The 24,971-nt window shown below is 36.7% G+C and carries 17 protein-coding genes; 7 read left to right on the forward strand and 10 right to left on the reverse strand.

The window, feature by feature from the left end:
* The first annotated feature begins 106 nt into the window (after nucleotides 1–106).
* The gene (locus DYR29_RS05975) at nucleotides 107–4,015 is read left to right on the forward strand and encodes a T9SS type B sorting domain-containing protein (RefSeq protein ID WP_213279708.1); all 3,909 of its coding nucleotides are present in this window, start codon (nucleotides 107–109) and stop codon (nucleotides 4,013–4,015) included.
* 36 nt (nucleotides 4,016–4,051) lie between these two features.
* Here the strand turns inward: DYR29_RS05975 and DYR29_RS05980 are convergent, their stop codons facing one another.
* Complete coding sequence (locus DYR29_RS05980; protein ID WP_213279709.1) at nucleotides 4,052–4,876, reverse strand: CvfB family protein; 825 nt, start codon at nucleotides 4,874–4,876, stop codon at nucleotides 4,052–4,054.
* Nucleotides 4,877–5,012: 136 nt separating this feature from the next.
* Between DYR29_RS05980 and DYR29_RS22790 the strand changes: the two genes are divergently transcribed.
* Complete coding sequence (locus tag DYR29_RS22790) at nucleotides 5,013–5,237, forward strand: hypothetical protein (RefSeq protein WP_249413629.1); 225 nt, start codon at nucleotides 5,013–5,015, stop codon at nucleotides 5,235–5,237.
* A 350-nt stretch (nucleotides 5,238–5,587) separates the two neighbouring features.
* Here the strand turns inward: DYR29_RS22790 and lpdA are convergent, their stop codons facing one another.
* From lpdA to recQ, 5 genes are all read right to left on the reverse strand, one after another.
* Nucleotides 5,588–6,991, reverse strand: a complete 1,404-nt coding sequence (lpdA, locus tag DYR29_RS05990) for a dihydrolipoyl dehydrogenase (RefSeq protein ID WP_047374277.1) — start codon at nucleotides 6,989–6,991, stop codon at nucleotides 5,588–5,590.
* Between the two features lie 130 nt (nucleotides 6,992–7,121).
* Entirely contained in the window at nucleotides 7,122–7,508 is a 387-nt protein-coding gene (locus tag DYR29_RS05995) for a cupin domain-containing protein (protein ID WP_213279710.1), read from the reverse strand.
* Between the two features lie 48 nt (nucleotides 7,509–7,556).
* Nucleotides 7,557–7,907 carry a hypothetical protein gene (locus DYR29_RS06000; RefSeq protein ID WP_213279711.1) on the reverse strand — a complete coding sequence of 117 codons (351 nt, stop codon included), beginning with the start codon at nucleotides 7,905–7,907 and terminating at the stop codon, nucleotides 7,557–7,559.
* A 69-nt stretch (nucleotides 7,908–7,976) separates the two neighbouring features.
* Entirely contained in the window at nucleotides 7,977–9,056 is a 1,080-nt protein-coding gene (locus tag DYR29_RS06005; RefSeq protein ID WP_213279712.1) for a glycosyltransferase, read from the reverse strand.
* A 213-nt stretch (nucleotides 9,057–9,269) separates the two neighbouring features.
* Nucleotides 9,270–11,474 carry a DNA helicase RecQ gene (recQ, locus tag DYR29_RS06010; protein ID WP_213279713.1) on the reverse strand — a complete coding sequence of 735 codons (2,205 nt, stop codon included), beginning with the start codon at nucleotides 11,472–11,474 and terminating at the stop codon, nucleotides 9,270–9,272.
* Between the two features lie 158 nt (nucleotides 11,475–11,632).
* On the opposite strand from recQ, the gene DYR29_RS06015 reads away from it, so the two are divergent.
* The 5 genes from DYR29_RS06015 (at nucleotide 11,633) to DYR29_RS06035 (ending at nucleotide 20,501) form a co-directional block, all read left to right on the forward strand.
* Nucleotides 11,633–12,592 (forward strand): KpsF/GutQ family sugar-phosphate isomerase, encoded by a 960-nt coding sequence (locus tag DYR29_RS06015; protein WP_213279714.1) that lies wholly within the window; start codon nucleotides 11,633–11,635, stop codon nucleotides 12,590–12,592.
* Between the two features lie 134 nt (nucleotides 12,593–12,726).
* Nucleotides 12,727–13,554, forward strand: coding sequence for a twin-arginine translocase subunit TatC (gene tatC / locus DYR29_RS06020; RefSeq protein WP_213279715.1), 828 nt, complete (start codon nucleotides 12,727–12,729; stop codon nucleotides 13,552–13,554).
* A gap of 226 nt (nucleotides 13,555–13,780) precedes the next feature.
* Entirely contained in the window at nucleotides 13,781–16,741 is a 2,961-nt protein-coding gene (locus tag DYR29_RS06025) for a reprolysin-like metallopeptidase (RefSeq protein WP_213279716.1), read from the forward strand.
* Nucleotides 16,742–16,878: 137 nt separating this feature from the next.
* Nucleotides 16,879–18,510, forward strand: coding sequence for a M1 family metallopeptidase (locus DYR29_RS06030; protein WP_213279717.1), 1,632 nt, complete (start codon nucleotides 16,879–16,881; stop codon nucleotides 18,508–18,510).
* A gap of 134 nt (nucleotides 18,511–18,644) precedes the next feature.
* Nucleotides 18,645–20,501: a PDZ domain-containing protein gene (locus DYR29_RS06035; protein ID WP_213279718.1), complete on the forward strand. Its 1,857-nt coding sequence runs from the start codon at nucleotides 18,645–18,647 to the stop codon at nucleotides 20,499–20,501.
* A 136-nt stretch (nucleotides 20,502–20,637) separates the two neighbouring features.
* On the opposite strand, the gene DYR29_RS06040 is transcribed toward DYR29_RS06035, so the two are convergent.
* The 4 genes from DYR29_RS06040 to pepE are packed head-to-tail and all read right to left on the reverse strand — an operon-like array spanning nucleotide 20,638 to nucleotide 24,785.
* Nucleotides 20,638–21,807: a sensor histidine kinase gene (locus DYR29_RS06040; RefSeq protein WP_249413630.1), complete on the reverse strand. Its 1,170-nt coding sequence runs from the start codon at nucleotides 21,805–21,807 to the stop codon at nucleotides 20,638–20,640.
* Between the two features lie 7 nt (nucleotides 21,808–21,814).
* A complete protein-coding gene (gene dacB / locus DYR29_RS06045; RefSeq protein ID WP_213279719.1) occupies nucleotides 21,815–23,188 on the reverse strand; it encodes a D-alanyl-D-alanine carboxypeptidase/D-alanyl-D-alanine endopeptidase in 1,374 nt (457 codons plus the stop codon).
* 41 nt (nucleotides 23,189–23,229) lie between these two features.
* Nucleotides 23,230–24,093 carry a hypothetical protein gene (locus tag DYR29_RS06050; RefSeq protein ID WP_213279720.1) on the reverse strand — a complete coding sequence of 288 codons (864 nt, stop codon included), beginning with the start codon at nucleotides 24,091–24,093 and terminating at the stop codon, nucleotides 23,230–23,232.
* Nucleotides 24,093–24,785, reverse strand: coding sequence for a dipeptidase PepE (gene pepE, locus DYR29_RS06055; protein WP_213279721.1), 693 nt, complete (start codon nucleotides 24,783–24,785; stop codon nucleotides 24,093–24,095). Before pepE ends, DYR29_RS06050 begins: the two co-directional genes overlap by 1 nt.
* Between the last annotated feature and the right edge of the window lie 186 nt (nucleotides 24,786–24,971).

A 24,971-nucleotide genomic window follows, 5' to 3' on the forward strand; every position in this document is an offset into this window, starting at 1 on the left:
CATAATTGTCATGACATCCATCATGTTTCTGTATTAAAGTTTGCGATTAGTTAATGTTTAATGAGAAAGCTATTTTTATATCTTTGCCGCAAAAATTAATAACCTGATGAAGAAAATTCTTTCGCTGTTTGCGGTTTTGAGCACAGTACTTCTATTTTCACAGAAAAAAAAACCTGAAAACAACTCTTACTATTTTTATGAAAACAAGGGCCAAATTATTGATCAGGACGGAAAAGAAAATAAGGATGTCAAATATCTTTTCCATTCTAATGGTCTGAATGTACAGCTGCGTTCTAATGGATTTTCTTATGATATTTACGAAATAAAAAAAACAATAAATCCTGATTTTTCAAAAAAAATAGAAAACACACTTCCAACTCCAAAACAGTATGATACCAATGAATACATCTATGAAAAGTTGATTCACAGAGTAGATATTGAACTTGTTAATTCTAATAAAGCAACCATTACTGCAGAGGGAAAGTCTCAAGATTACGACAATTACTATAACCTGCCTAATAACCTAAAAGGTATTAGTAATGTTCACCGCTATCAAAAAATCCGCTACAAAAACATATATCCTCATATAGATTTAGTATTCTTTAAGCCTAATGATACTTTAAAACCTATCGAGTATAATTTCATCATCAATCCGGGTGGAAAAATTTCAGATATTAAAATGAAATTTAATGGCACTCCTACCTTGATAAAAGGTGGAAAACTGACCATGAATGTACGTTTTGGGCAAATCTATGAAAACATTCCTAACAGCTGGATTACGGGAAATTCAAAAACAAGTATTGATGTTTCTTTTAAAGATCTTGGTGATCAGACTTTTGGATTCAATGCCCCTGTTAATTCTTCTGATAAAACGATTATTATAGATCCTGTACCAACAAGAATATGGGGAAGCTATGCCGGAGGATATGGAGAAGATTATGGCAGAATCAAAACGGACTCCGAAAGCACTGGATATTTATATGGAGCAACCAACAGTACTACTAATTTTGCTACTTCCGGAACCTATCAGCAAAACGTTGCTGGTGGGTTTGATGCATTCCTGATGAAGCTCACCAAAAATGGCCAGAAACTTTGGGGAACTTATTACGGCTTTGGAATGACTGATGTATTTGCAGATGTCGATTTTGATGAAAACTTTAATATTTATGCTGGTGGAACCGTTCAAAGAGGGCAATACAATGAAAATATTGTTTTAGTAAAATTTAATAATAACGGGAGTTTCGCTTTTCAAAAAGAATTTGTTTCAAGCAGACAAAACAAACTTTATACTGTTTCTTATAATCAAAATCATATCTATATTGGTGGTGATTCTTTTAGCTCTGACTTCCCTACAGTCAATGCAATGCAACCCGTAAAGTCAACGCCTATAGGATATACAGATGGTATTTTAGCATCTTTAAATTCAACGACCGGGAATGTTGATTGGGCAACATATTTTGGACGAAGCGATGGTTCTACTTCTATTTTTCAGATTCTCTCCTCGAACTTTGATCTTGAAATAATTGGAGCAACACAATCCTCAACAATTCCTATGGTTAATGCTTTCCAGCCTTTAAAAGGAGGCGAGTCAGACGGAATATATCTGAAAATTTCAAAATCAGGAAATAATATTCTCAAATCAAGCTATTATGGAAACACCGGATCAGAACAAATATGGAAAGCGGGAATTGTAAATAATACTTTAATTCTTCCAGGAAGATATACTACAACCGCTTTTCCTTTGGGACAGCCTGGAATATGGCGGGTAAACTTAACCAATAATACTATTACAAAAAATTATTTCGATTTTACAGGTTCTTTTCAATTATTAGCATATCCAGACACTTCCGGAAACGTTTTTTTTACAGGACTACATTCAAGTGGCCAACCGGACATCTCTACTCCCGGAGCTTATATGGGTATGCCAGCAATGTACATTTCTACATTTTTAATTAAATACAGTCAAAATGATATAAAAGAATGGGGCACTTACTATACAGGAAATGGTGCTACACAACAAGGCGAAGTTACAAAAGACAATGATGGAGCTATTTATTTAACTGGAATGTCTAGTGGAAATACTGCTGGCATTGCAACACCCGGAACATTCCAGCAGTTACCTGGAGGTGGAAATGATATTTTTATAGCTAAATTCCAAGATTGCACCTCTTCTGCTGTTGTTACTTCTAATTCTCCCGTATGTCCCAATGGTACAATCCAACTCAACGCTACCGGAGGAACAACATATAACTGGAGCGGGCCAAATGGCTTCACATCCAATCAACAAAATCCTGTTATTTCAAATGCTGTTGCTGCTCATGCTGGAATATATACATGTCAGGTTTCAGGATCGGGAGCCTGTGATGGAACTTTTACCGTAACCGTTGTCGTGGGTGATAATACCCCTCCTGTTCCTAATGTTGCCGCTCTATCAGACATTACAGGTGACTGTCATACAACAATTACGATTGCTCCTACTGCTACCGATAACTGTACCGGAACAATTACTGCAACCACCACAGATCCGCTATCTTACTCAATCCCTGGAAACTATATTATTCATTGGACTTATAACGATGGAAACGGAAATACTGCAACTCAAAATCAGAATGTAATTGTATCATCACCTGCTCTTCCAACAACTACAAATACTCAACAAACCTTCTGTGCAACGAACAATCCAAAGATTTCTGACCTTCAGATTACAGGTCAGAATATCAAATGGTATGATGCTGCAGGAAATATTTTACCAACAACGACTGCTCTTATCAATGGACAAACTTATTATGCTTCTCAGACCATTAATGGTTGTGAAAGTAATAAAACAGCGGTTCAGGTAACAGTAAATACAACTCCTAAACCGACTGCAAATAGTAATCAGGATTTCTGTGCTTCTGCAAATCCTACACTGGAAAAGCTTGTGGTATCAGGAACAGCTCTTAAGTTCTATAATGCTGCAGGAAATGTAATCCCAATGTCAACTCTTCTGGCAAACGGACAAATCTATTATGTAACACAAACTTTAAATAACTGTGAATCTGAAAAACTGGCAATAACAGTAACCTTATCCACCGATAATGTACCCGCAAAAGATATTACACAGGTACAATGTAATACTACTACAGCCAATTCAATGACTGTCAACCTTCATTCTTATGAAGCCAGTATTATTAATAACCCTGCTGGTTATATTTTCACCTACACTGATAATGCAGGAAATCCTATTGCCAATCCTTCAGCTTATGTGTTAAATATCGGAACAACGCTTATTCATGTAAAAGTAGCGACTCCTGACGGATGTTTTAAAGTAGTCAGATTAAACCTTACTTTAAATCCTAAGCCTTTTGTTCAGCTTCCTGATAAGCTTGATTTTTGTGAAGGAAAGTCTGTTATTCTGGATGCAGGATTAGGATTTAAATCTTATGAATGGAATACCGGTGCAACTACACAAACAATCACCGTAACGACTCCAGGAACGTACACCGTGAAAGTAACCAATGTCTTCGGATGTGAAAATACAAGTGCTACCCAGGTGAGCTACTCTGTTTTGGCTCATATTGTTTCCGTGAATATTACAAACAATACTGCCACAGTTATTCTTTCTCAGAGTGGAAATTATGAGTTTTCTTTAAACAATTTCACATGGCAGGATTCCAATATCTTCACTAATTTGAATATGGGAGAGTATACTGTATATGTAAGAACAAAATCCGGATGTATCATCGGGCAGAAGAATTTCTCAATATTCAATATTCCCAATGCCATCAGTCCTAATGGTGACGGAATCAATGATACGTGGAGAATTGCAGGATTGGAAAATTATCCGGGAACAGAAGTTTATTTATATGATAGAAAAGGAGTGATAATCTATAAAGAGATCATTAAAAAGAAACCTTTCCAATGGGACGGAAAATATGAATCACATTCCATCTCAACAGGAAACTACTGGTATACCATAAAAGTTTCTGACGGAAGGATCTATAACGGATGGCTTCTGATCAAAAACAGAGAGTAACAAAAAACGAGCAGAAATTTCTGCTCGTTTTTTTATTTATAATAATTTGATCTTATCTTCCAGAATATCGATGATCTTGTCCTTATAAAGTCCTCCGATTGCTTTCTTAAAATTCTTCTTACTCATCTGAAGTACATCCTTGATTTCTTCCGGAGAAGATTTATCTGACACATACAAAAGTCCGTAATTTTCTTCCAGGCTATTAAGAATCTTCTGCTTGAACTCATCGATATTTTCAAAACCATCCGGCTGTAGGGAAACATCTATTTTCCCGTCTTCACGAATCATTTTAATATATCCTTTTTCTTCAGACAGCGGATACAGTTTTTTGAAAACATCGGAAGCATATATCAAACCTATGTATTTTTTATTGATAACCACGTTCCAGCCCAGTTCACTTTCGTTCATCATAAGCAGATCTACTTTGTCTCCTTTCAGAAATGGCAGATCATCATACTGAGGGTTTCTTTTGAACTTTGTTGTCCCTGTAATCAGCTCCATATCTTCGTCTACATAGATATAAACCAGATATCTTTTACCTTCGATAATTTTGGTTTTCTGTTGTTTGTAAGGGATAAATAAATCTTTAATGATTCCCCAATCCATAAACGCTCCGCTAGGAAGACTCTGTACGCAGCTCATCACCGCAAATTCACCTACTTCAGCTAATGGAATTTCAGTAGTTGCCTTTAATTTATCGTCATCCTGGTATACAAAAACTTCAACCTCATCGCCTGTTTCTTTTTCATCCTGAATAAAGATTTTAGGCAGAAAAGCTTTTTCTCCGGATTCGTCTACAAGGATCCATCCTGAATTAATTTGTTCTGAAATTGTTAAAGTTTGAGTTTTTCCGAGTTGCATTGATGATAAAATTAGCTGACAAAGGTACGGAAATTTGAAGATGCCAACCTAGTCAATCCCGTTATAATCTTTTGATACCTCATCTTCACCTTTCATAAAGCTTGTGAAACCTGTATATTTGAATAAAAAACGAAACATGAAAAAATATTTTATCCTGCCTCTGATTCTTTCCGCTATCTTTTCAAAAGCTCAGTTATTGGAGAAAACAGCATTGAATGTTTCTTACCGATATACGGGAAGAAATGTTCTGCAGGCAGGATTAGAATATAGATTCGGAAATAGCTATGATGGTTCCATTATCCTGGCCCTTCTTTACTTTATACCCATGTTAATGATACGGATAAACTTATTCCGGAGATAAATATCAATCTTCTCCGCGCCGGCTTTTTGATTGGAGTATCCGGCAATCCCTATTCATTGGAACCAAGAATAGGAGTCTCATTATTTAATGCAATATTTCTCAATACCGGATATGCCTTTCCCATTCATAGAGAAAAATATTTTAAAGGAATGACCTTTGGAATACAGTTAAATATTGCACCGAAACATTCAAAGTTTTACGATAATCTGAAAATAATGTAAAACCGTTATTATTTAAATTATTAATAGATGAAATCTTAAAAACTTAACTCGATTTTTATACAAAAAAAAGGAGAAACCGAATTGATTTCTCCTTTTTATATTTAAATGATTAAATCTTTTAATCAATTATTACATATGGATTGGTCTTTTCCCTGTAGCATCCAATGCAGCTTCTTTAATTGCTTCTGCATACGTTGGGTGAGCATGAGAACTTCTTGCGATATCTTCAGCACTTGCACGGAATTCCATAGCAATTACCCCTTCAGCAATAAGGTCAGCAGCTCTTGCTCCGATGATGTGCATTCCTAAAACCTCATCTGTTTTTTCGTCTGCAATAATCTTCACAAGACCATCAACATCACCACTTGCACGGCTTCTACCTAATGCTCTCATTGGGAAAGATCCTACTTTGTAAGCTACCCCTTCTTCTTTCAGCTGCTCTTCAGTTTTACCAACTCCTGCAACTTCCGGCCAAGTATAAACAACACCAGGAATCAGGTTATAGTTGATGTGAGGCTTTTGTCCTGCTAATGTTTCAGCAACAAAAACTCCCTCTTCTTCAGCTTTGTGAGCAAGCATCGCACCTTTGATAACGTCACCGATTGCATAGATATTAGCTACGTTAGTTTGCAGGTGGTCGTTTACTTTTACTCTTCCTCTTTCGTCAAGTTCTACCCCTGCTTTTTCAAGTCCAAGACCGTCTGTATAAGGTTTTCTACCTACAGAAACTAAACAGTAATCTCCTTCTACTACTACTTCCTCTCCTTTTTTATCTTTAGCGGTGATCTTTACAGTATCTCCGTTTCTTTCAACCGCAGAAACCGCAGTAGAAAGCATAAACTTCATTCCTTGTTTTTTAAGAACTTTAGTCAATTCTTTGCTTAAAGCTCCATCCATTCCAGGGATGATTTTATCCATAAATTCTACAACTGTTACCTGAGCTCCTAATCTTAGGTATACAGAACCCAGTTCCAGACCGATTACTCCTCCTCCGATAACTACTAAATGTTTAGGAATTTCTTTAAGGTTTAAAGCTTCCGTAGAAGTAATCACTCTTTCTTTGTCTAAAGAGATGAAAGGCAATGCAGATGGTTTAGAACCTGTTGCAATGATTGTATATTTAGATTCGATAGTTTCAGAAGAACCATCGTTTTTTGTCACTTTAATCTGAGTAGCAGATTCAAAGCTTCCTACGCCTTCAAAAACAGTAATTTTGTTTTTGTTCATCAGGTAGCTGATTCCATCTGTATTTTGCTTGATCACTTCGTTTTTACGTTCGATCATTCTTGCAATATCCGCTTGCGGCTCATTGATGATAATTCCGTGACCTGCAAAATTGTGTTTTGCATTTTCGAAATGTTCAGAGCTGTCAAGAAGCGCTTTTGACGGAATACATCCAACGTTAAGACAAGTTCCGCCTAAAGTTGAATATTTTTCAATAATTGCTGTTTTGAAACCTAACTGTGCTGCACGGATAGCAGCAACATAACCACCGGGACCAGAACCTATTACGGTAACATCGAATTGACTCATGTTATTCTATGAATTTGTTTATTATTATCTATCTTAATTCTCACAAATTTACATATAAATTACCAAGCACCAAAGTGAGTTTTATCAATTTTAAAAATGATAATTATATGCTTTAGTTTTATGAAAAATGTTATTTTATGAATTTTATATTTTCCTCATTTCCCTCCTTCAGATAAATGGCTGTAAAGATCAGCGGTTTTTCTGCTGAGGCATTATCAAAATGGAGAATTGTAGTATTTTTAGGCTCATAAAAAGCATCACCTTCACGAAGAAGAACACTTTCCTGACCTTCTATCTGAAAAACAGCTTTACCAGACTTTATGATTCCTACTACAGGGCATGGATGCACATGTTGGGGAGCGGCCAGTCCTGCGGCCATTGTTATTTCTTGAATTTCCGCCGATTTGACACTTTGATCAATAGCTGTTTTCAATAATTCTTTTCTGGAAATGGTCTTCTGCTGAGCTATCATTGCAATAGAATTCAGCATTAAAATAACAATTATAAATGGTTTCATCAATCTGATATTTAATGGAACTACTTTTTCTTAAACCAGCAGAAAATATTACAAACTTACATTCAACTTTCCTTGTCCAAACTCCCCTGTACTTTCAAAAAAAGAACCACCATATACATACCATTCCAGGCTTTCCAGATACTCTACTGCATTTTCCGGAGTGATTTGAGGGCGGTCTTTTTTCGAAACAATTCCTTTATACCATCTTCCTGATTTGGAATAATGCTCATATTCCACAAAATAATGAATCCATATTCTCTGGCACAATTTGCACTGTTGAATAGAAACTTCTCCATATCTTCCGTTCGTATGATCTATACCTAATTCTGAACTTCTGAATTCAGTATAATTAAAATCAGGTTTTTCACAGGCACATCCTAATTTTTGGATTTTACTCATTGACATTTATTTTATCAGATCCCAAATCTAAGAAAATTAAAGCCCATAAGACAAATCGCAGGGGCAATATTACTTCATTAAATCCAGCAATACCTTTTCATATTTATCCAGGATAATATTCTTTGAAAACCTTGATTTAATAGAGTTTCTTATAGCATCTCTATTGTAATTATTCTGCAGCACTTTTACAATCTGTTGGGCAAAACCATCGTAGTTTTCAATATTGGCAACTTCTCCGTTTACATTATGCTGGATAATTTCATTAATTCCCCCGGGACAGTTGTTGGCCAGTGAATAAGTTCCGCAGGCACCTGCTTCAAGAAGAACATTCGGGAATCCTTCGTATCTTGAAGAAAGTACAAATAGATCTGCATATTTCAGGTATTGATAGGGATTATCCTGTCTGCCATGAAAGATCACTTTTTTTAACCCTAAGAGTTCTTTGGTCTGGTATAAGAGCTCCTTATCTTTTCCATCACCCAGAATGTGAAGCATAATGTTTTCATTCTTCAGTCTGGAAAAAACCTTCAACAGGTTATCAAAGCCTTTTCTGGATGATAAGTTGCCGATAGCCACTACATTTTTATAATTGTATTTAAAGCATTCCGGTTTTAAAGACAGGGCCATTTTATCTTCAATAAAATCAAAGTCTACAGGATTATTGATCTTGACAATCTTTTTCTTTTTAATATTGAAATTATCAACAAGATCTTTCATCATATCATCACTCTGAGCAATGATTTTCTGATAGTTATTGTAAAAATTATAGAAAAATTTAATCTCCTTACGGGTTACATGCTGGGTCACTACATTAGTTTCCCGGGCAATGAATTTAGTTCTTGGAAAAAGTTTGATAAACAGGGATAAGTAAGCATTTACCTCTCCGAAACCTGAGAAAACAATATCAGGCTTTCTTCTGTAAATTTCTCCTAAAATAGGCTTTAAAGAATGTCTTATTCTTTCGGTATTGATATCGATAATTTCGACATCCTTTTTGAGAAAATTCAAATATCCGCCTTGTTTACGTAACAGCAAAATCTTGGGATCAAACCGATCTCTGGAGAGATGATTCGCTATAGTAGTAACAATCCTTTCCGCTCCCCCGGTTTCCAAGTCCGGCAGAATAAATATGACAGATATCTTTTTCATCAGTGTAAAGTTACTAAAAAGTTTGGTTATCTTTCAAGAGTTGGAAGGATGAAAATTGTTGTTTTGGTGCTTATTAACAGAAATTAACTAAGCTTTAAAAGCTGATTGTATATTGCAGTTTACTACTGGCTTTACTCGATATAAAAATAAGCAAGCTCTTCTACCGAAAAGCTTGCTTTATTTAATTTATATTCTAAAAAATATATTATTTTTCTAATTCGCTACGTCACTGATAAATTTAATTCTCAGCATTCTTACTTCTTCATCAGACAATTCATCTCCGAATTCATCCAGCAACACTTTCATGCTGTCACTTTCAGATTCGTTCATGAACTCCATAAATCCGTCTACGATGTCTTCGTCAAAATTGTCTTCAATATAATAGTCGATATTCAGCTTTGTACCTTGATATACAATTCTTTCCATTTCTTTCAGAAGTTCATCCATAGAAAGGTTTTTAGCTCTTGCAATATCTTCCAGATCAATCTTTTTATCAGTGCTCTGGATAATGAAAACTTTATGGCTCGATTTATTGGCCACCTGTTTCAATACCATATCCTGAGTACGTTCTATATTATTGTCTTCTACATATGTTTTGATGTAATCAGCGAATTCTTTACCATACTTTTTAGCTTTTCCTTCGCCTACTCCATAGATTTTGGTAATTTCATCCACTGTAATCGGATACTGAACGGTCATATCCTCCAAACTCGGATCCATAAACACGGTGTAAGGTGGAATACCATGTTTTTTGGCAACTTTCTTTCTAAGTTCTTTCAACAGATTAAAAAGGTTCTGATCCATACCTCCGCCGGCCTGCTGCTGTACCTGATCACTCTCAGCTTTTGCCTGGGTAAGGTCAAATTCTCTGTCTTCAGCAATTAAAAACACGTCTTTAGAAGTACCATTCAGTACTGTTTTCCCTTTTTCTGTAATCTTTAAGACCCCGTAAGTTTCAATATCTTTTTGTAAAAAGTTCTGAACAGTGGCCTGTCTCAGGATTGTTTTCCAATAATTATCTTTTTCTTCTTTTCCAAAGCCAAAATGAGCGCTTTGCTCAAGCTTATAAGATTTTGTCACTGCAGTTTCTTTCCCTGCGATAACGGAAATCAAATCTTTGGATTTGAACTTTTCTCCTGTATCACTGATGAGTTTTAGCGATTTTTTTAAATCTTCGGTAGCATCTTTTACTTTTGGCGGATTGGATGAGTTGTCACACATATTAGCTCCGTCTCCATTTACAGGATCGAAACTTTCTCCAAAATAATACAGGATATATTGTCTTCTGCTCATTGAAGTTTCAGCATAGCCTACCACTTCATTTAAAAGCTGTAATCCGATTTCTCTTTCTGAAACGGGTTTTTGAGCCAGGAATTTTTCCAGTTTTTCAATATCTTTAGGATCATAGAATGCCAAACAGTGGCCTTCTCCTCCATCTCTTCCTGCTCTTCCTGTTTCCTGATAGTAGCTTTCCAATGATTTTGGGAAGTCATAGTGAATCACAAAACGTACATCCGGTTTATCAATTCCCATCCCAAAAGCAATGGTTGCAACAATCACATCCACTTCTTCCATCAGGAATTTATCCTGGTTGGCCACTCTCACCTTCTGGTCAAGACCTGCGTGGTAAGGAAGTGCATTGATTCCGTTTACCTGCAGAAGCTGGGCAAATTCTTCAACTTTTCTTCGGCTTAGGCAGTATACAATTCCTGATTTTCCTTTATGCTGATTGATAAACTTAACGATTTCCTTATCTATATTGATTTTAGGACATACTTCGTAATATAGATTGGGACGGTTGAAACTTTCTTTGAACACCAAAGCATTAGTCATTCCTAAAGTTTTCTGGATATCATCCTGAACCTTAGGAGTTGCAGTAGCCGTTAAAGCAATCACCGGTACATTGGCGATTCTGTCTATAATCTGTTTCAGGTTCCTGTATTCCGGTCTGAAATCATGTCCCCACTCTGAAATACAGTGAGCCTCGTCGATAGCAAAGAAAGAAATTTTCACATCTTTCAAAAAATCCAGGTAATCATCTTTTATTAATGATTCAGGAGCTACATACAGAAGTTTGGTTTTTCCGCTTTTGATATCGTCAAAAACCTGCTTGGTCTGCGTTTTGTTTAATGAGGAATTCAATACATGTGCTACCCCATCATCAGATGAAAGGCCGTTCACTGCATCTACCTGATTCTTCATCAACGCTATCAAGGGCGAAACGACAATTGCCGTACCTTCCGAAATAAGTGCCGGAAGCTGATAACATAATGATTTCCCACCACCTGTAGGCATTAAAACAAATATATCCTTCCCATTCAATAGGTTGTCTATGATTTGTTCCTGCTGGCCCTTAAATGTAGAAAACCCAAAATACTTTTTCAATTCGCCTGATAAATTGGCTTTTTTTGCGCTCATCTAATTTTCTATTGCTAAATTTGCATCACACCCAAAGTTATAAAAATTCTGCTTAAAATAAAAGCGAACGAATTTATAAAAAATAAAATTTATATTAAATATTCTTTTTAAAATATAACGTTTTTGAAGAACTTTTTTGTATACATTATCATCATAAAATGGATAGAACCAACATTATATCAATTGCAAAAACTACTTTAGAAATAGAGATTTCTGAACTCGAAAAATTAAAAAACAGAATTGATGACCAATTTGCGCAGGCAGTAGAGATCATCAATTCGGCAAAAGGAAAGCTTATTGTCGTAGGAATTGGGAAATCAGCCCATGTAGGAAATAAAATTGTAGCTACCTTAAACTCAACCGGAACCCCTTCACAGTTCCTGCATGCTTCAGAGGCTATTCATGGAGATCTAGGAGTGATTCAGAAACAGGATGTTGTTTTATGCATCTCAAATTCCGGAAATTCTCCTGAAATCGCCAATCTGGTTCCTTATTTAAAAGATTATTCTTCTGCTTTAATCGGAATGACAGGAAATAAAAAGAGTAAACTGGCTGAGTTTTCTGACGTTATTTTAGATACTCACGTTGATGTAGAAGCCTGTCCGAATAAACTGGCTCCTACCAGTTCTACTACAATTCAGATGGCTTTGGGAGATGCGTTGGCAGTTGCCTTAATGGAACTGAATGATTTCAAAGCTAATGATTTTGCCAAATTCCATCCGGGAGGAAGCTTAGGTAAAAACCTGACTTCAAAAGTGGAACAGTTTCTTTCTTCTCAAAAACCCCAGGTTTCAGAAGATTCATCCATAAGAGATGTCATTATTTCGATCAGTGCATCAAGCCACGGTATTACAGTGGTCACTAACTCAGATCAGATCATTGGTGTCATCACAGACGGAGATTTGAGGAGGATGCTGATGAAAGGAGAAGATATTAGCAAGGTATTGGCTAAAGATATTATGTCTTCCCATCCAAGAACTATTGAGAAGGATGCGTTGGCCAAAGAAGCCATGAAAACGCTGAAAGAAAACAATATCGGCCAGCTTATTGTAACGGAAAACGGAAAGTATTTCGGGATTATAGATCTGCATAAACTGCTGGACGAGGGAATTAATTAGAAGATAGAAATTCAGAAGTTAGAGATTAATAAATAAAAGATATTTTGCAGATTAAAAGTAAAATTTAACTAATAACCTGCAGACTCTTACTTCTGTCATTTTTTTTATAAATTTGCGCTTTAAAATTTTATTCTGTGAGTGATAGTAAAGACATGTCCTTTCTTGGGCATATAGGAGAATTAAGAGGGCATCTGATCCGTTCGATTATTGCTATCATAATTGCGGCATTTGTCGTTGGTTTCAATATCAACTGGATTATGGACCATATCTTTTTTGGGCCTACCCGAAATGATTTCCCGACCTTTAGAATTGTCAATCATTTTTCAAGAATGATTTTGGGGGAAGACAGTATTCATCTTCCAAAAGATTTCCCTGTCCGTGTACAGAGATTGTATCAGCAGTTCAATGTAATGATGGCTGTTTCTATTTTTGGAGGAATGGTAGCGGCGTTTCCTTATATTGTATGGGAATTGTGGCGTTTTATCGGGCCGGCTTTACATCCGAAAGAGAGAAAGAATTCTATTTATATTATTAATGCAGTATGGATGCTTTTCATGACCGGAGTATTATGCGGTTATTTTTTAATCCTTCCGTTTGCCGTTAATTTTGGGGTTATTTTTAAAATTTCAGACATTATTGTTCCGCTGTATGACTTAAGTGATTATACCACTTTATTTTTACAGGTCGTGTTGGGTATGGGGGTTATTTTCCTTTTCCCGATTCTGATCTATTTCCTTACCAGCATCGGAATTCTTACGCCTACGTTCATGAAAACTTACCGCCGCCACGCTATAGTTTTGATTATGGTGGTAGCTGCAATCATTACACCTGCAGATGTTTTGAGCATGATAATGGCTGCTTTACCATTGCTAATTCTATATGAATTCAGTATTATCATGTGTACCTATACTTATAAGAAGGTACAGAAAAGCAACGGAAATCTTCCGGCAGTACAGAAATAACAGTATTTTTACTAATAAAAACCTAAGCGCTACTATTCACCCGAATGGTAGCGCTTATTTTATATAAAAATATTAACCTTAATTATACTTATTCTTAATTTAATTTAAAACAACGATAAAATTTAACTAATAATATAAAGTTGGGGATAATTAACACCGTATTATCAATATTTTTTTAAAAAAAATACACTATCTTTAAAAAATTCAATTACAATCAATAAAAAATATGAAAAAGAAAATTATTTTTGTGTGTGCATTAGCTTTAAGCCTAAGCGGGTTACAGGCACAACGATGGGAGCCGGTCTCGGAAAAAATTACACCGGTAAGAAAAGAAGTAAAGGTAGAATATGCCTATAAGTTTGATCTTTCGGCATTGAGAGAACAGCTTAAGAATGCTCCTGAAGCAGGAAAGGGAGGAAATCCTGTTACTGTTTCTATTCCAACAGCAGATGGAAGAATTGAAAGATTTTCAGTGTACAGCTCGCCTGTAGTAGAAAAGTCTATGGCAGACAGATATGAATTGGGAGCCTATTCCGGTATCGGATTGGATAATCCTCATAAACAAATCAGGTTCAGTACTGCACCTAACGATTTCCAATCTATGACATTCGACTCTGATACAGGGAAATACGAATTCATAGAGCCCATCAACAAAGAAAAAGATGTATTCGGAGTCTTTTTCAAATCTAACAAATCTCATGAAGATCCTTTTGAATGCAGAACTGCTGAGCCTGAGAAGGCAAAGAAAGAAATGAATAAGCTTCTTAAATCAAAAAATGTCTTAAACGGGCTCGGTAATGTTAATAAAAGTAATGAACAAAAATACAGAACCTATAGAATCGCAATCTCCGTAAACGGTGAATACACACAACTCGCCGGAGGTGTTCCCGGAGCAGCAGCCCGTATTAATGCTACAATGAACCGTGTAAATGGTGTTTTTGAAAAAGATTTTGGAATCCATATGATTGTACAGGATCTTCCACAGCTTATATTCGCAGATCCTGCGACGGACCCATATTCTAATGTAATCGTAAATCCTAATGGCAGCTACAGCGCTCCGGGTGCATGGAATCTGCAACTTCAGCAAACTCTTTCCAATACCGCTGGTGTAGGTAACGCTGCATATGATATAGGACATTTCTTTGGCCACAGAGGTGGTGGTGGAAGTGCCGGAGATGTAGGAAATGTCTGCAGAAATCCTGCAAGCAATAATGATGCGACTTCTAAAGGTGCGGGAATCACATCACCGTCTACTCCGGATCAGCCTTTCGGAGATAATTATGATATAGATTTTGTAGCTCATGAAATTGGTCACCAGTTCGGTGCTGCGCATACAATGTCTATTGCTTTGCACGGTGCCCACATGGAGCCGGGATCGGGATCTACTATTATGGGATATGCCGGTATTACCAACTATAATGTTCAGATGCATTCTGATGCTTATTTTCATACTAAAAATATTGAAGAAGTAGGAGCCTATGTGAATGGTCAGGATTGTGGTACTATTACACCAGTAGCCAATACACCTCCTTCGATACAGCCATTGGCTAATAAAATGATTCCTAAAGGAACTGCTTTTGTACTGACAGCTTCTGCTGCAGATGCACAAAATGATCCAATGACTTACACATGGGAACAGTATGATCTGGCTACTTCGGCTTTTGGACCAGTAAATGCAACCAGAAATAATGGTGCGAATTTCAGATCTCTAATGCCTACAAACTCACCTACCCGTTATTTCCCTAAATTGGCAAATGTTCTTAATGGTACGCTTACCAGCGCTGTAGATTGGGAAACAGTATCTAACATACCAAGAACTATGAATTTCAAGGTAACGGTAAGAGACAATAACCCGAATGCTGCACAACAACAGACCCAAAGCAGTCTGATGAAAGTGGATATAGGAAATGAAGGACCATTTAAAGTAACTTCAACTACGGTTTACAATAATACACCTGGAGCTGTTACCTGGGATGTCGTAAATACTAATAATGCGCCGTATAATGTACAGAACGTTAAGTTAGATTATACTACAGACAATGGAACGACATGGACGGTAATTACTCCCTCCACACCTAATGACGGAGCCGAGCCGTTTTCGTTCTCTTCTTTGGCAACGGGTGCCAGTGTAAAGATAAGAGTAAGCGCCATTGATAATGTATTCTACGCAGTTGGAAATGCCACAGTTTCCGCATCTGCAAGTGCCTGTACAACATCTGCTCCGGCAGGAATTACCGTAACGGGTATTACAAGAACTTCAGCATCTGTAACCTGGACAGCGTTAGTAGGAGCAACATATTCTGTAATGTACAGAAAAGTAGGAACGGCAACATGGACTACGGTTCCCGTTTCAACAAACTCTTATAACATTTCAGGACTTACAGAAGCAACTCAATATGAAGTTCAGATCGCCAATGTGTGCGGATCTTCAGTCGGTTCTTATTCCGCTTCAACGAATTTCACAACGGCATCATTTACTAAATGTTCTATAACCGGAACAAATGCAGCTGACGAGTATATTTCCAATGTGACGGTAACTCCTTCAGGAATGAACCCTGTCTCAAACAGCAGTGCTAACACACCATACACAGACTACACTACGGATCCTACAAAACTGATCACCCTTATGGCTGGATCTTCAGGTAACAATGTAAGTATCACCAAAGCATGGACAAGTTCACAATATAATGATGGGGTAACAGCATGGATAGATTTCAATAAAGACGGAGTATTCTCTTCATCTGAAGTAATCTACACCAGCGCACCTAGCACAGCAACTCCTGTTTCAGGTTCATTCTCAGTACCTGCAGATGCTTATACCGGAGGAAACGTGATCATGAGAGTGGTATTGGGATATGAAAGCCAGCCAAGCAGCGGATGCAGCAATCAGCAATATGGTGAGGTAGAGGATTATCCGGTACTTATCCAACAGCAGCTTTCTACCAGTGAGACCGTAAAAGATAAGAGCTCCATTCAGATCTACCCTAACCCGGCAAGTGATGTATTAAATGTAACTCAGATTTCATCTAAAGCTCAGTTTATCATTACCAATATGGCAGGTCAGAAAGTAATGAACGGTCAGATAAATGATAATAAAATCCAGGTTTCAAAATTAAGTACTGGAGCTTATATTATTTCAATTGAAGATAAAGGAACCACAACAAACCTTAAATTCATCAAAAAATAAAAATCTAATAAATTTTTACAGCCCGGCATTGACCGGGCTTTTTTTATGCCTTGCCAAAATCTATATTTTATTGCATTTCCGGTATGTGCTATTGATTTAATTTTATACTTTTGAAAAGATTATTAATAAAAGTTTAAATGAAAAAGTTGTCATATACCCTGTTATTTGCCTCAGGACTTGTTTTCGGACAGTTCTTTGAAAAAGGTAAGGTTTTCACCAAACAGGATACTTTAAAGGGCTCCAATACTGAATTCAGGAATTTTTGGGACGTCAAAAAATATGATCTTTCCGTAGAACCGGATTTTGAGCAGAAAAGCATTAAAGGAAATAATATAATCAGCTTTGAGATAATCAAAGATGTTACGAACCCTGTTTTCCAGATCGACCTTCAACAGCCGATGAAAGCTGATAAAGTGGAAGGAAGTTTTCCTATTGCCAATTATAAGCAGGACGGAGACTTCATTTTCATTACTACGAATAAAAAATTCAAAAAAGGCGAAAAATATACCATCAACGTTACGTATTCCGGAAAACCTACAATTGCTAAAAACGCCCCTTGGGACGGCGGATGGGTTTTCACTAAAGATGAAAAAGGAAATCCGTGGATGACTGCTGCCGACGAGGGAATAGGAGCTTCCATATGGCTCCCTACCAAAGATATCTGGAGCGATGAACCTGATAACGGAATCATTATGAAAATTATAACTCCTAATGATCTGGTAGGTGTAGGGAATGGCAGATTGACTGATAAAAAAACAACCGGTAGTAAAACTACTTATACCTGGGAGGTTAAAAATCCTATCAACGCCTACTCCATTATCCCGAGTATAGGAAAATATGTAAATTTTAAAGATGTATTTGAGGGTGAAAAAGGAAAGCTGGACCTTGATTATTGGGTTATTGACTATAATCTGGATAAGGCAAAAAAACAGTTTCAACAGGTAAAACCTATGCTCTCAGCGTTTGAATACTGGTTTGGTCCGTATCCGTTTTATGAAGATTCATACAAGCTTGTAGAGTCACCTCATCTTGGTATGGAGCATCAGAGTAATGTAGCCTATGGAAACAAATATCAGAACGGCTATCTGGGAAGAGATCTTTCAGGGACAGGCGTTGGATTAAAATGGGATTTCATTATTATTCATGAAAGCGGCCACGAATGGTTCGCCAATAATATTACAGCAAAAGACCAGGCTGATATGTGGATCCATGAAAGTTTCACCAACTATTCCGAGACTCTTTTTACGGAAAAATATATGGACAAAAAATCTGCTGAAATCTATGTGCAGGGGATCAGGAAAGGGATAGACAATGACGTTCCTATTATCGGCCAATATGGAGTAAGAAATGAAGGCAGCGGAGATATGTATCCGAAGGGTGCCAACATGATTCATACAATAAGACAGGTGATTAACAATGATGATAAGTTCAGACAGATTTTAAGAGGTTTGAATAAAGATTTTTATCATCAGACGGTTACCACCCAGCAGATTGAAAATTATATTTCATCAAAATCCGGAATTGATTTCTCAAGTGTTTTTGATCAATACCTGAGAACGATAAAAATACCAACTCTTGAATACACTCAAAATGGTGATACTTTAAAGTTCCGTTATACAGATGTGGTAAAAAACCTGAAATTACCTATAATCATCAATGGTGATCAGACTATAAACCCTACGGAAGAATGGCAGACTGTAAAGCTTAAAAAGAATGGTCCGGTTGAATTAAACCCCAACTATTATATCAATTATTACAATAATAAATAAAGGAGAAAGGCGAATTTGCAGACCAGCAGATTTGCCTTTTCACTTTTTACATTAAAAACTTTAAGAAAAGTTTAATACTTCTTTAGTAACAAAATGACAAAAAGAGCAACTATTTAACTATTAATGTAAATCTAATGAGAAAAACAGTACTTAGTCTCGGTATTTTCGCTTCTTTTTTAGCAAATGCTCAGTCTATAAAAACAACCATTGATCTTGTCAATGTAAAAGATGATAAAGTAGCCGTTACCATGGAATTTCCGAAAATGAAATCCGGGGATATAAAATTCCATTTCCCAAAAACAGTTCCGGGTACTTATTCTGTAGATGACTATGGAAGATTCATCGAAGGGATCAAATTTTACGATAATAAAGGAAAAGAACTTACTTTCACTAAAGTAAATGACAATACCTATTCATTAAAAAATGCGCAGGGTCTTTCCAAAATCTCTTATCTTGTGAATGACAGTTTTGATGATGAATTAGATACATCAAAGCATAAAGCAGTATTTTCTCCGTCAGGAACAGATATTGAAGCGGGGAAGGTATATATGATCAATACTCACGGATTTATCGGATATATTGATAATATGCAGGATGTTCCTTATCAGTTGATCATTCAGAAACCAACAGATTTCTACGGAACAACAGCATTGGTAGACCAGGATAAGTCTGATGCTACAGATACCTATACTCTTGCGAACTATGCTAAGGTAACAGATTCTCCGCTTATGTATACAAAACCGGATTACATCACCTTCAATGCAGGAGGAATGGATCTGGTACTGGGAGTATATTCTCCAACAGGAAAATATAAAGCTGCCGATTTCAAAGAAAATCTGGAAAAAATGGTGGTTGCCCAGAAGAAATTTCTGGGTGATATGAATACCAATAAAAAGTATGCAATCATGCTTTATCTTTCAGGAGGTGACGGACCTAGTGTGAAAGGTTTCGGAGCACTGGAACACCACGAATCTACAAGTGTGGTACTTCCGGAAGCAATGCCGAAAGATGCTATTGACAATACCATTACAGATGTGGTTTCCCACGAGTTTTTCCATACTGTAAACCCTCTTAAAACGCATTCTGAAGAGATTCACTATTTTGATTATGCAGACCCGAAAATGTCTCAGCATTTGTGGATGTATGAAGGTGGAACGGAATATTTTGCCAACTTATTCCAGATCCAGGAAGGTTTGATCAATAAAGATCAGTTCCTTCAAAGAATTGGTGAGAAGATTGCCAACTCCAAGAGCTATGATGATACGATGCCATTTACGGTAATGAGTAAAAATGTATTGGTTGAGCCTTACAAAGATCAGTACAGAAATGTGTATGAAAAAGGAGCTCTTTTGGCAATGTGTCTTGATATTGAGCTTAGAAAACTTTCCAACGGAGAGATGGGATATCGTGATATGATCAGGAAACTGTCTCAAAGATTTGGAGAAAACAAGCCTTTCAAAGATGATAAGCTGATTGACGAGCTGGTAACAGTAACCGGATATCCTCAGGTAAAAGATTTCTATAATAAATATATTGCAGGAAACCAGCCGACTCCTTATGCAGAATATCTGAAAATGGTTGGGATAGACATCCAAAAGCAGGAAAGTCATCCTCTTTTCTGGTTTATCAAAGACCCGAACCAAACAGGTTTTGATGAGAAGACCAATGCTTTTGCTTTTGATGATCATTCTGCTTTATCTCCGTTTGCGAAAAGTATCGGATTTAAAATCACAGACCAGGTACTTGCTCTGGATGGAAAAACGGTAGACATCAAAAAAGTACAGGACTTTATTGGCTATACGAGAACCATCAAAGACGGACAGGACGTTACGGTAACTATTTTAAGGGATAATGCCGGTAAGAAAGAGAAAATGACCCTGAAAGGAAAGGCTATTCTGGATAAAATGATCATTGAAACTCCTACATTCAAGGCGAATCCGACTCCGGAAGAACTGAAACTACAGACCCAATGGCTCACCGGTAAAAAATAATAAGAAAAGCGGGGAAGTTTCCCCGCTTTTTGCTTTCTTCAAGTTGAGCTTTTATACAAGTCTAATATTACTGGTACAAACCTAACAGGTTTTGAAAACCTGTTAGGTTTCCCATTTGCCTTAATTTCAAAGAGAATCAGTCCCCCTTTCTGATAGTTATTCTAAAGGTACTTCCCTTCCCTACTTCAGTCTGAGAAATCTTGATATCTCCGTTATGGTATTCATGAATTACTCTTCTTGCCAATGACAATCCCAATCCCCAGCCTCTTTTTTTAGTAGAATACCCGGGATTGAAAGCATTTCTTGCCTGCTGCTTTGTCATTCCGCTTCCATTGTCTTTTACTTCAATCAGAATATTTTTATTTCTTTCAAAAATGGACATTGTAATAGCTCCTTCCCCTTTCATAGCATCTACAGCATTTTTCACCAGATTTTCAATCACCCAGCTCATCAGAATTTTATTGTGGGGAACCAACACAGTATAGGTAGGAAGATTCAATGTAAAATTGATTTTTTTCGAGATTCTGGTTTTCAGATAATCATAATTCTCCTGAATGGTTTCATTGAAATTCCTGTCATTCAGTTCAGGAACAGAACCAATCTTTGAGAATCGTTCTGAGATCGTTCTGAGTCTTTCAATGTCTTTTTCTATCTCGTGTACTCCTTCCGATTCAGGATTATCCAACTTCATAATCTCCATCCAACCAATCATGGAAGATAATGGTGTTCCGATCTGATGAGCTGTTTCTTTAGCCAGACCTGCCCAGAGATAACCCTCATCCGTCTTTTTGATCGTCCTGAAAAACCAGAATGAAAAACCGAAATATAACAAAATAAACAGTCCTAAAATATAAGGCGAATACCGAAGATTATTAAGCATACGCGAGTTGTCATAGTATACAAACTGGTTATTTCCATCCGGGACTTTGATCTCAATAGGATCATAATTCTTTTCCATATTCCTGATCAGGTCCTGAAGTTTCTCAGGATTCTTTATGGTAGCTTCAGGGATATTTCTGTAATATCCGAGATCGAGAATAGGATTTTTGTACTTATCGGTTACAATAAACGGAATGGTATTGTTGATATTAAGGATATCCGGCAGCAGATCCAGAACATCCGTATCCGGAGTCTTTACTTCCTGCTGTATTCTTATCGCTTTGGAAAGAAGACTGATCCTTTTGATCTCCTCTTTTCTGAGAAAATTAATGAGCGATGTTGAAGCCACTACAATAGCAATCACCAAAGTAGTCATGACAACAAAAATGATCCAGTTATTCAGTCTGGTAAGTATGGATTTTCTCAAAGTTATTTTATTTTAAAACATTCAGAATTTTCTGCAGTTCTACATTTCCACTTCCCTGGTAGTTATTAATGATAATCGAAAACACATATTTTTTACCATCTTTTGCCGTGTGATATCCGGCAAAAGATTTAGTATCTCTCATCGTTCCGCTTTTCATCTTCATTCCATTCTCCTGAACCGGGAAACCATCATAGTACGCTTCAAACCATGATTGCTTTTTAGCATATAAAAGTGCCTGTACTTCTGCTTTTGCTGCTACATAATTCTGTGGTGAAAGTCCGCTTCCGTCTGCAAAATTGATCATATTAGGATTGATTCCTTTTGATTTCCAGAATTCTTTCAGATAAGAAACTCCGCTTTTAAAACTTGAATTTCCTTTTTTCTCTTTTCCTAAGGTTTTAATCAGTGTTTCTCCATACAGATTGATACTTTTCCTTAGAAACCAATAAACAATTTTATCCAGAGTCGGAGATTGGTAAGTTAAAAGAATATTGTTTTTAGGAGCTTCCAATGCCTTCTTTCCTTCTATTTCAAGCTGAGAATTCGTTACTGTTTTTCCTGAAATCTCAATTCCGGATTCTTTCAGCCATTGTTTTACTTCTGCTGCCAGCTGTAAGGGCGGATTAGGAGTAGAACCGGAAACTGTCACTGTTTTTCCTGCCGGAAGCATCCCGTTAATAAGTGCTACATCAGAATGAGGTGCCGTAAAAATAAGACTCTGGTCAGAACTTCCTCCGGCTTTCAGATCATTCAGCCATTTCACTCCCTCCAAGGGATAAGAAAAGCTTTTAAAATCTGTTCCGTTAATATTGATATCAAACTGGTTTTCTTTCCAGTTGATTCCCCATACACCGGCTCCGTAATAATTTCCAAGGTCATCCCAGGGCCAGCCTCCGGGAATCGTCTGATGGTCAAAATAAGAATCATCAATCACCAGATCTCCTGATATTTTTGTAATTCCTGAGTTTTTAATGGCCTCAATCAGTTTCTTTTTAAAATTTTCAGGTTTATAGGCATCATATCTCCAGCTTCCTAATGTAGGATCACCATTGGAAGTAATGAAAAGGTTTCCATTCAGTGTTCCTCCGGATATATTCCCGGAATAACTTGATGTGGTTGTAAAAGTATAATTTTTGCCTAACGTTTCCAGTGCGGCACCAGCGGTAAAAATTTTCTGTGTAGAAGCAGTAGAAAGTCCTTTACTTCCCTGATATTCATATATAAAGTTGCCATTTTCATCCGAAACATAAAATGATAGGCTGGAAGAAACCGCTCCTGAAGAATCCATGAGATCCTTGGTTACTTTATCCAGTTTCTGAGCAATATTCTGCGCGGCAACCATCTGTACAGAGAGTGTGAGAACAGCAAGTGTTTTTTTCATTACATTGTTATTTGGATCTGAATAATTCTAATCAAATATAGTTAAAATAAAAGCTTTTCATACTCCCTGAGATCATCAGAGCTGAAAAGAATCTGATGGTCAGGCGATTTTTCAAATGACCGATCATGGGTGAAATATTTCTCGTAATCATCTTCATCTATAAAAATATCCATCTGGCATTCTTTTATATAGTTTGATTTTTCTCCGTAATCTTCTATAAAATATCCGGATTCATTCCATTGTTCATGATGACAGCGCAGACAGTTTTTTTGATGTACTGCTTTATGGCCGCATATCTCACAATCCTGCAAGCTTTGGAATAATGTTGAAATTTCACTTCGTCTGTCTTCCGGGAAAAGCGAGAGAGGAATTGTTTTTAAAAGCAGATAATAATTAGGTTCCTGCCATGAAAAATAAAACGTTTCTTCTGGATTGCCAAACGATTTTGTATGAATCCACATTCTTTGAAGATCATATTCCAGATCGGCTTTTACGATATTTTTAATATTCAGAAGGGTTTTATGATCTCTTCTGACGTTCTGTTGGGTATCGATTTCAATAATAGGCTGCTGTTCAAGAAAATGATTCAGGCATAATGTTGTCTGCCATGAGCCCATGGTTCTCATTTTACCTTCACTGCCACAGATTTCACAAGTCTTTACCGACAATTCTGAATATTTGTCTTTGATAATTGTAAGCTTGTTATTAAGTGTTTCATCTTCAGAATACGTGTAGCACCTCAACCCACCGAATTTTTCCTTTCCAAAAACACGGTGTTCCATATTCCAGCCTGCAATGGCAAATTCAAAGAGCAGTTTCCGGATCAGTTGCTCCCATCCGGTACTGTTTACTGAAAAATTGGTCAGATTACGCTCTATAAAAAGGCTGATCTCTTCTTTATTCATTAAAGTCTGCTTCCTGCTTCTATTTCGTAAGGTTCTTTACCTTTCTCAAAAATTCTTGTCAGCTCGCTTCCTTCTACTGTAATGGAATCTGCTGTTCTTCTGATCCAGTTTCCTTCTCTAAGGCCTACTACTTTGATATCATTTTGGGTAAGGAATTCCTGAATACGGGTTTCTCTGGTTTCTCCATTATGTTTCAAATCCGGGTTAGGATCAAGATAATGCGGGTTAATATTGAAAGGAACCAGTCCCATACAGTCAAAACTTGGCGGATATACAATCGGCATATCATTCGTGGTTTTCATATTCTGGCCTCCGATATTGCTTCCTGCGCTGCATCCAAGATATGCTTTTCCTCCTGAAACATTTTCTTTTAAGACAGACATCAATCCTTCTTCATGTAATGTTTTAACCAATAAAAAGGTATTTCCACCTCCGGTAAAGTATCCCTTTGCCTGATTCAGGGCTTCTTTTTTATCTTCAAATTCATGAAGGCCTTTTACTTTTATGTTGATTGTTTCAAAGAAAGAACGTGCTTTTGCGGTATAGTCGTCATGGGAAATTCCGCCTGGCCTTGCGAAAGGAATAAACACGATTTCGTCAATTCCATTATAGAGTTGGATTAATTCTTCTCTTAAGTATTCCAGATATTCTCCGCCAAAAAGGGTGGATGTTGAAGCTAATATGATATTCATATGACGAAATTATATGTATTAATAAAAAAATGAATGACAAAGATAGCTTCAAACATTAACGAATCAAAAATTAAACTAAAAAAAACACGTTTCCCGTTAATATTTTCTAAAAAAACTTAAAGCTTCTAAAATTTAAGATTTTGTGGAATTATTATTGAATTTTAGATTTTGAATTTAAAATATAAG

The organism is Chryseobacterium indologenes, assembly GCF_018362995.1.
GTDB lineage: Bacteria > Bacteroidota > Bacteroidia > Flavobacteriales > Weeksellaceae > Chryseobacterium > Chryseobacterium indologenes_G.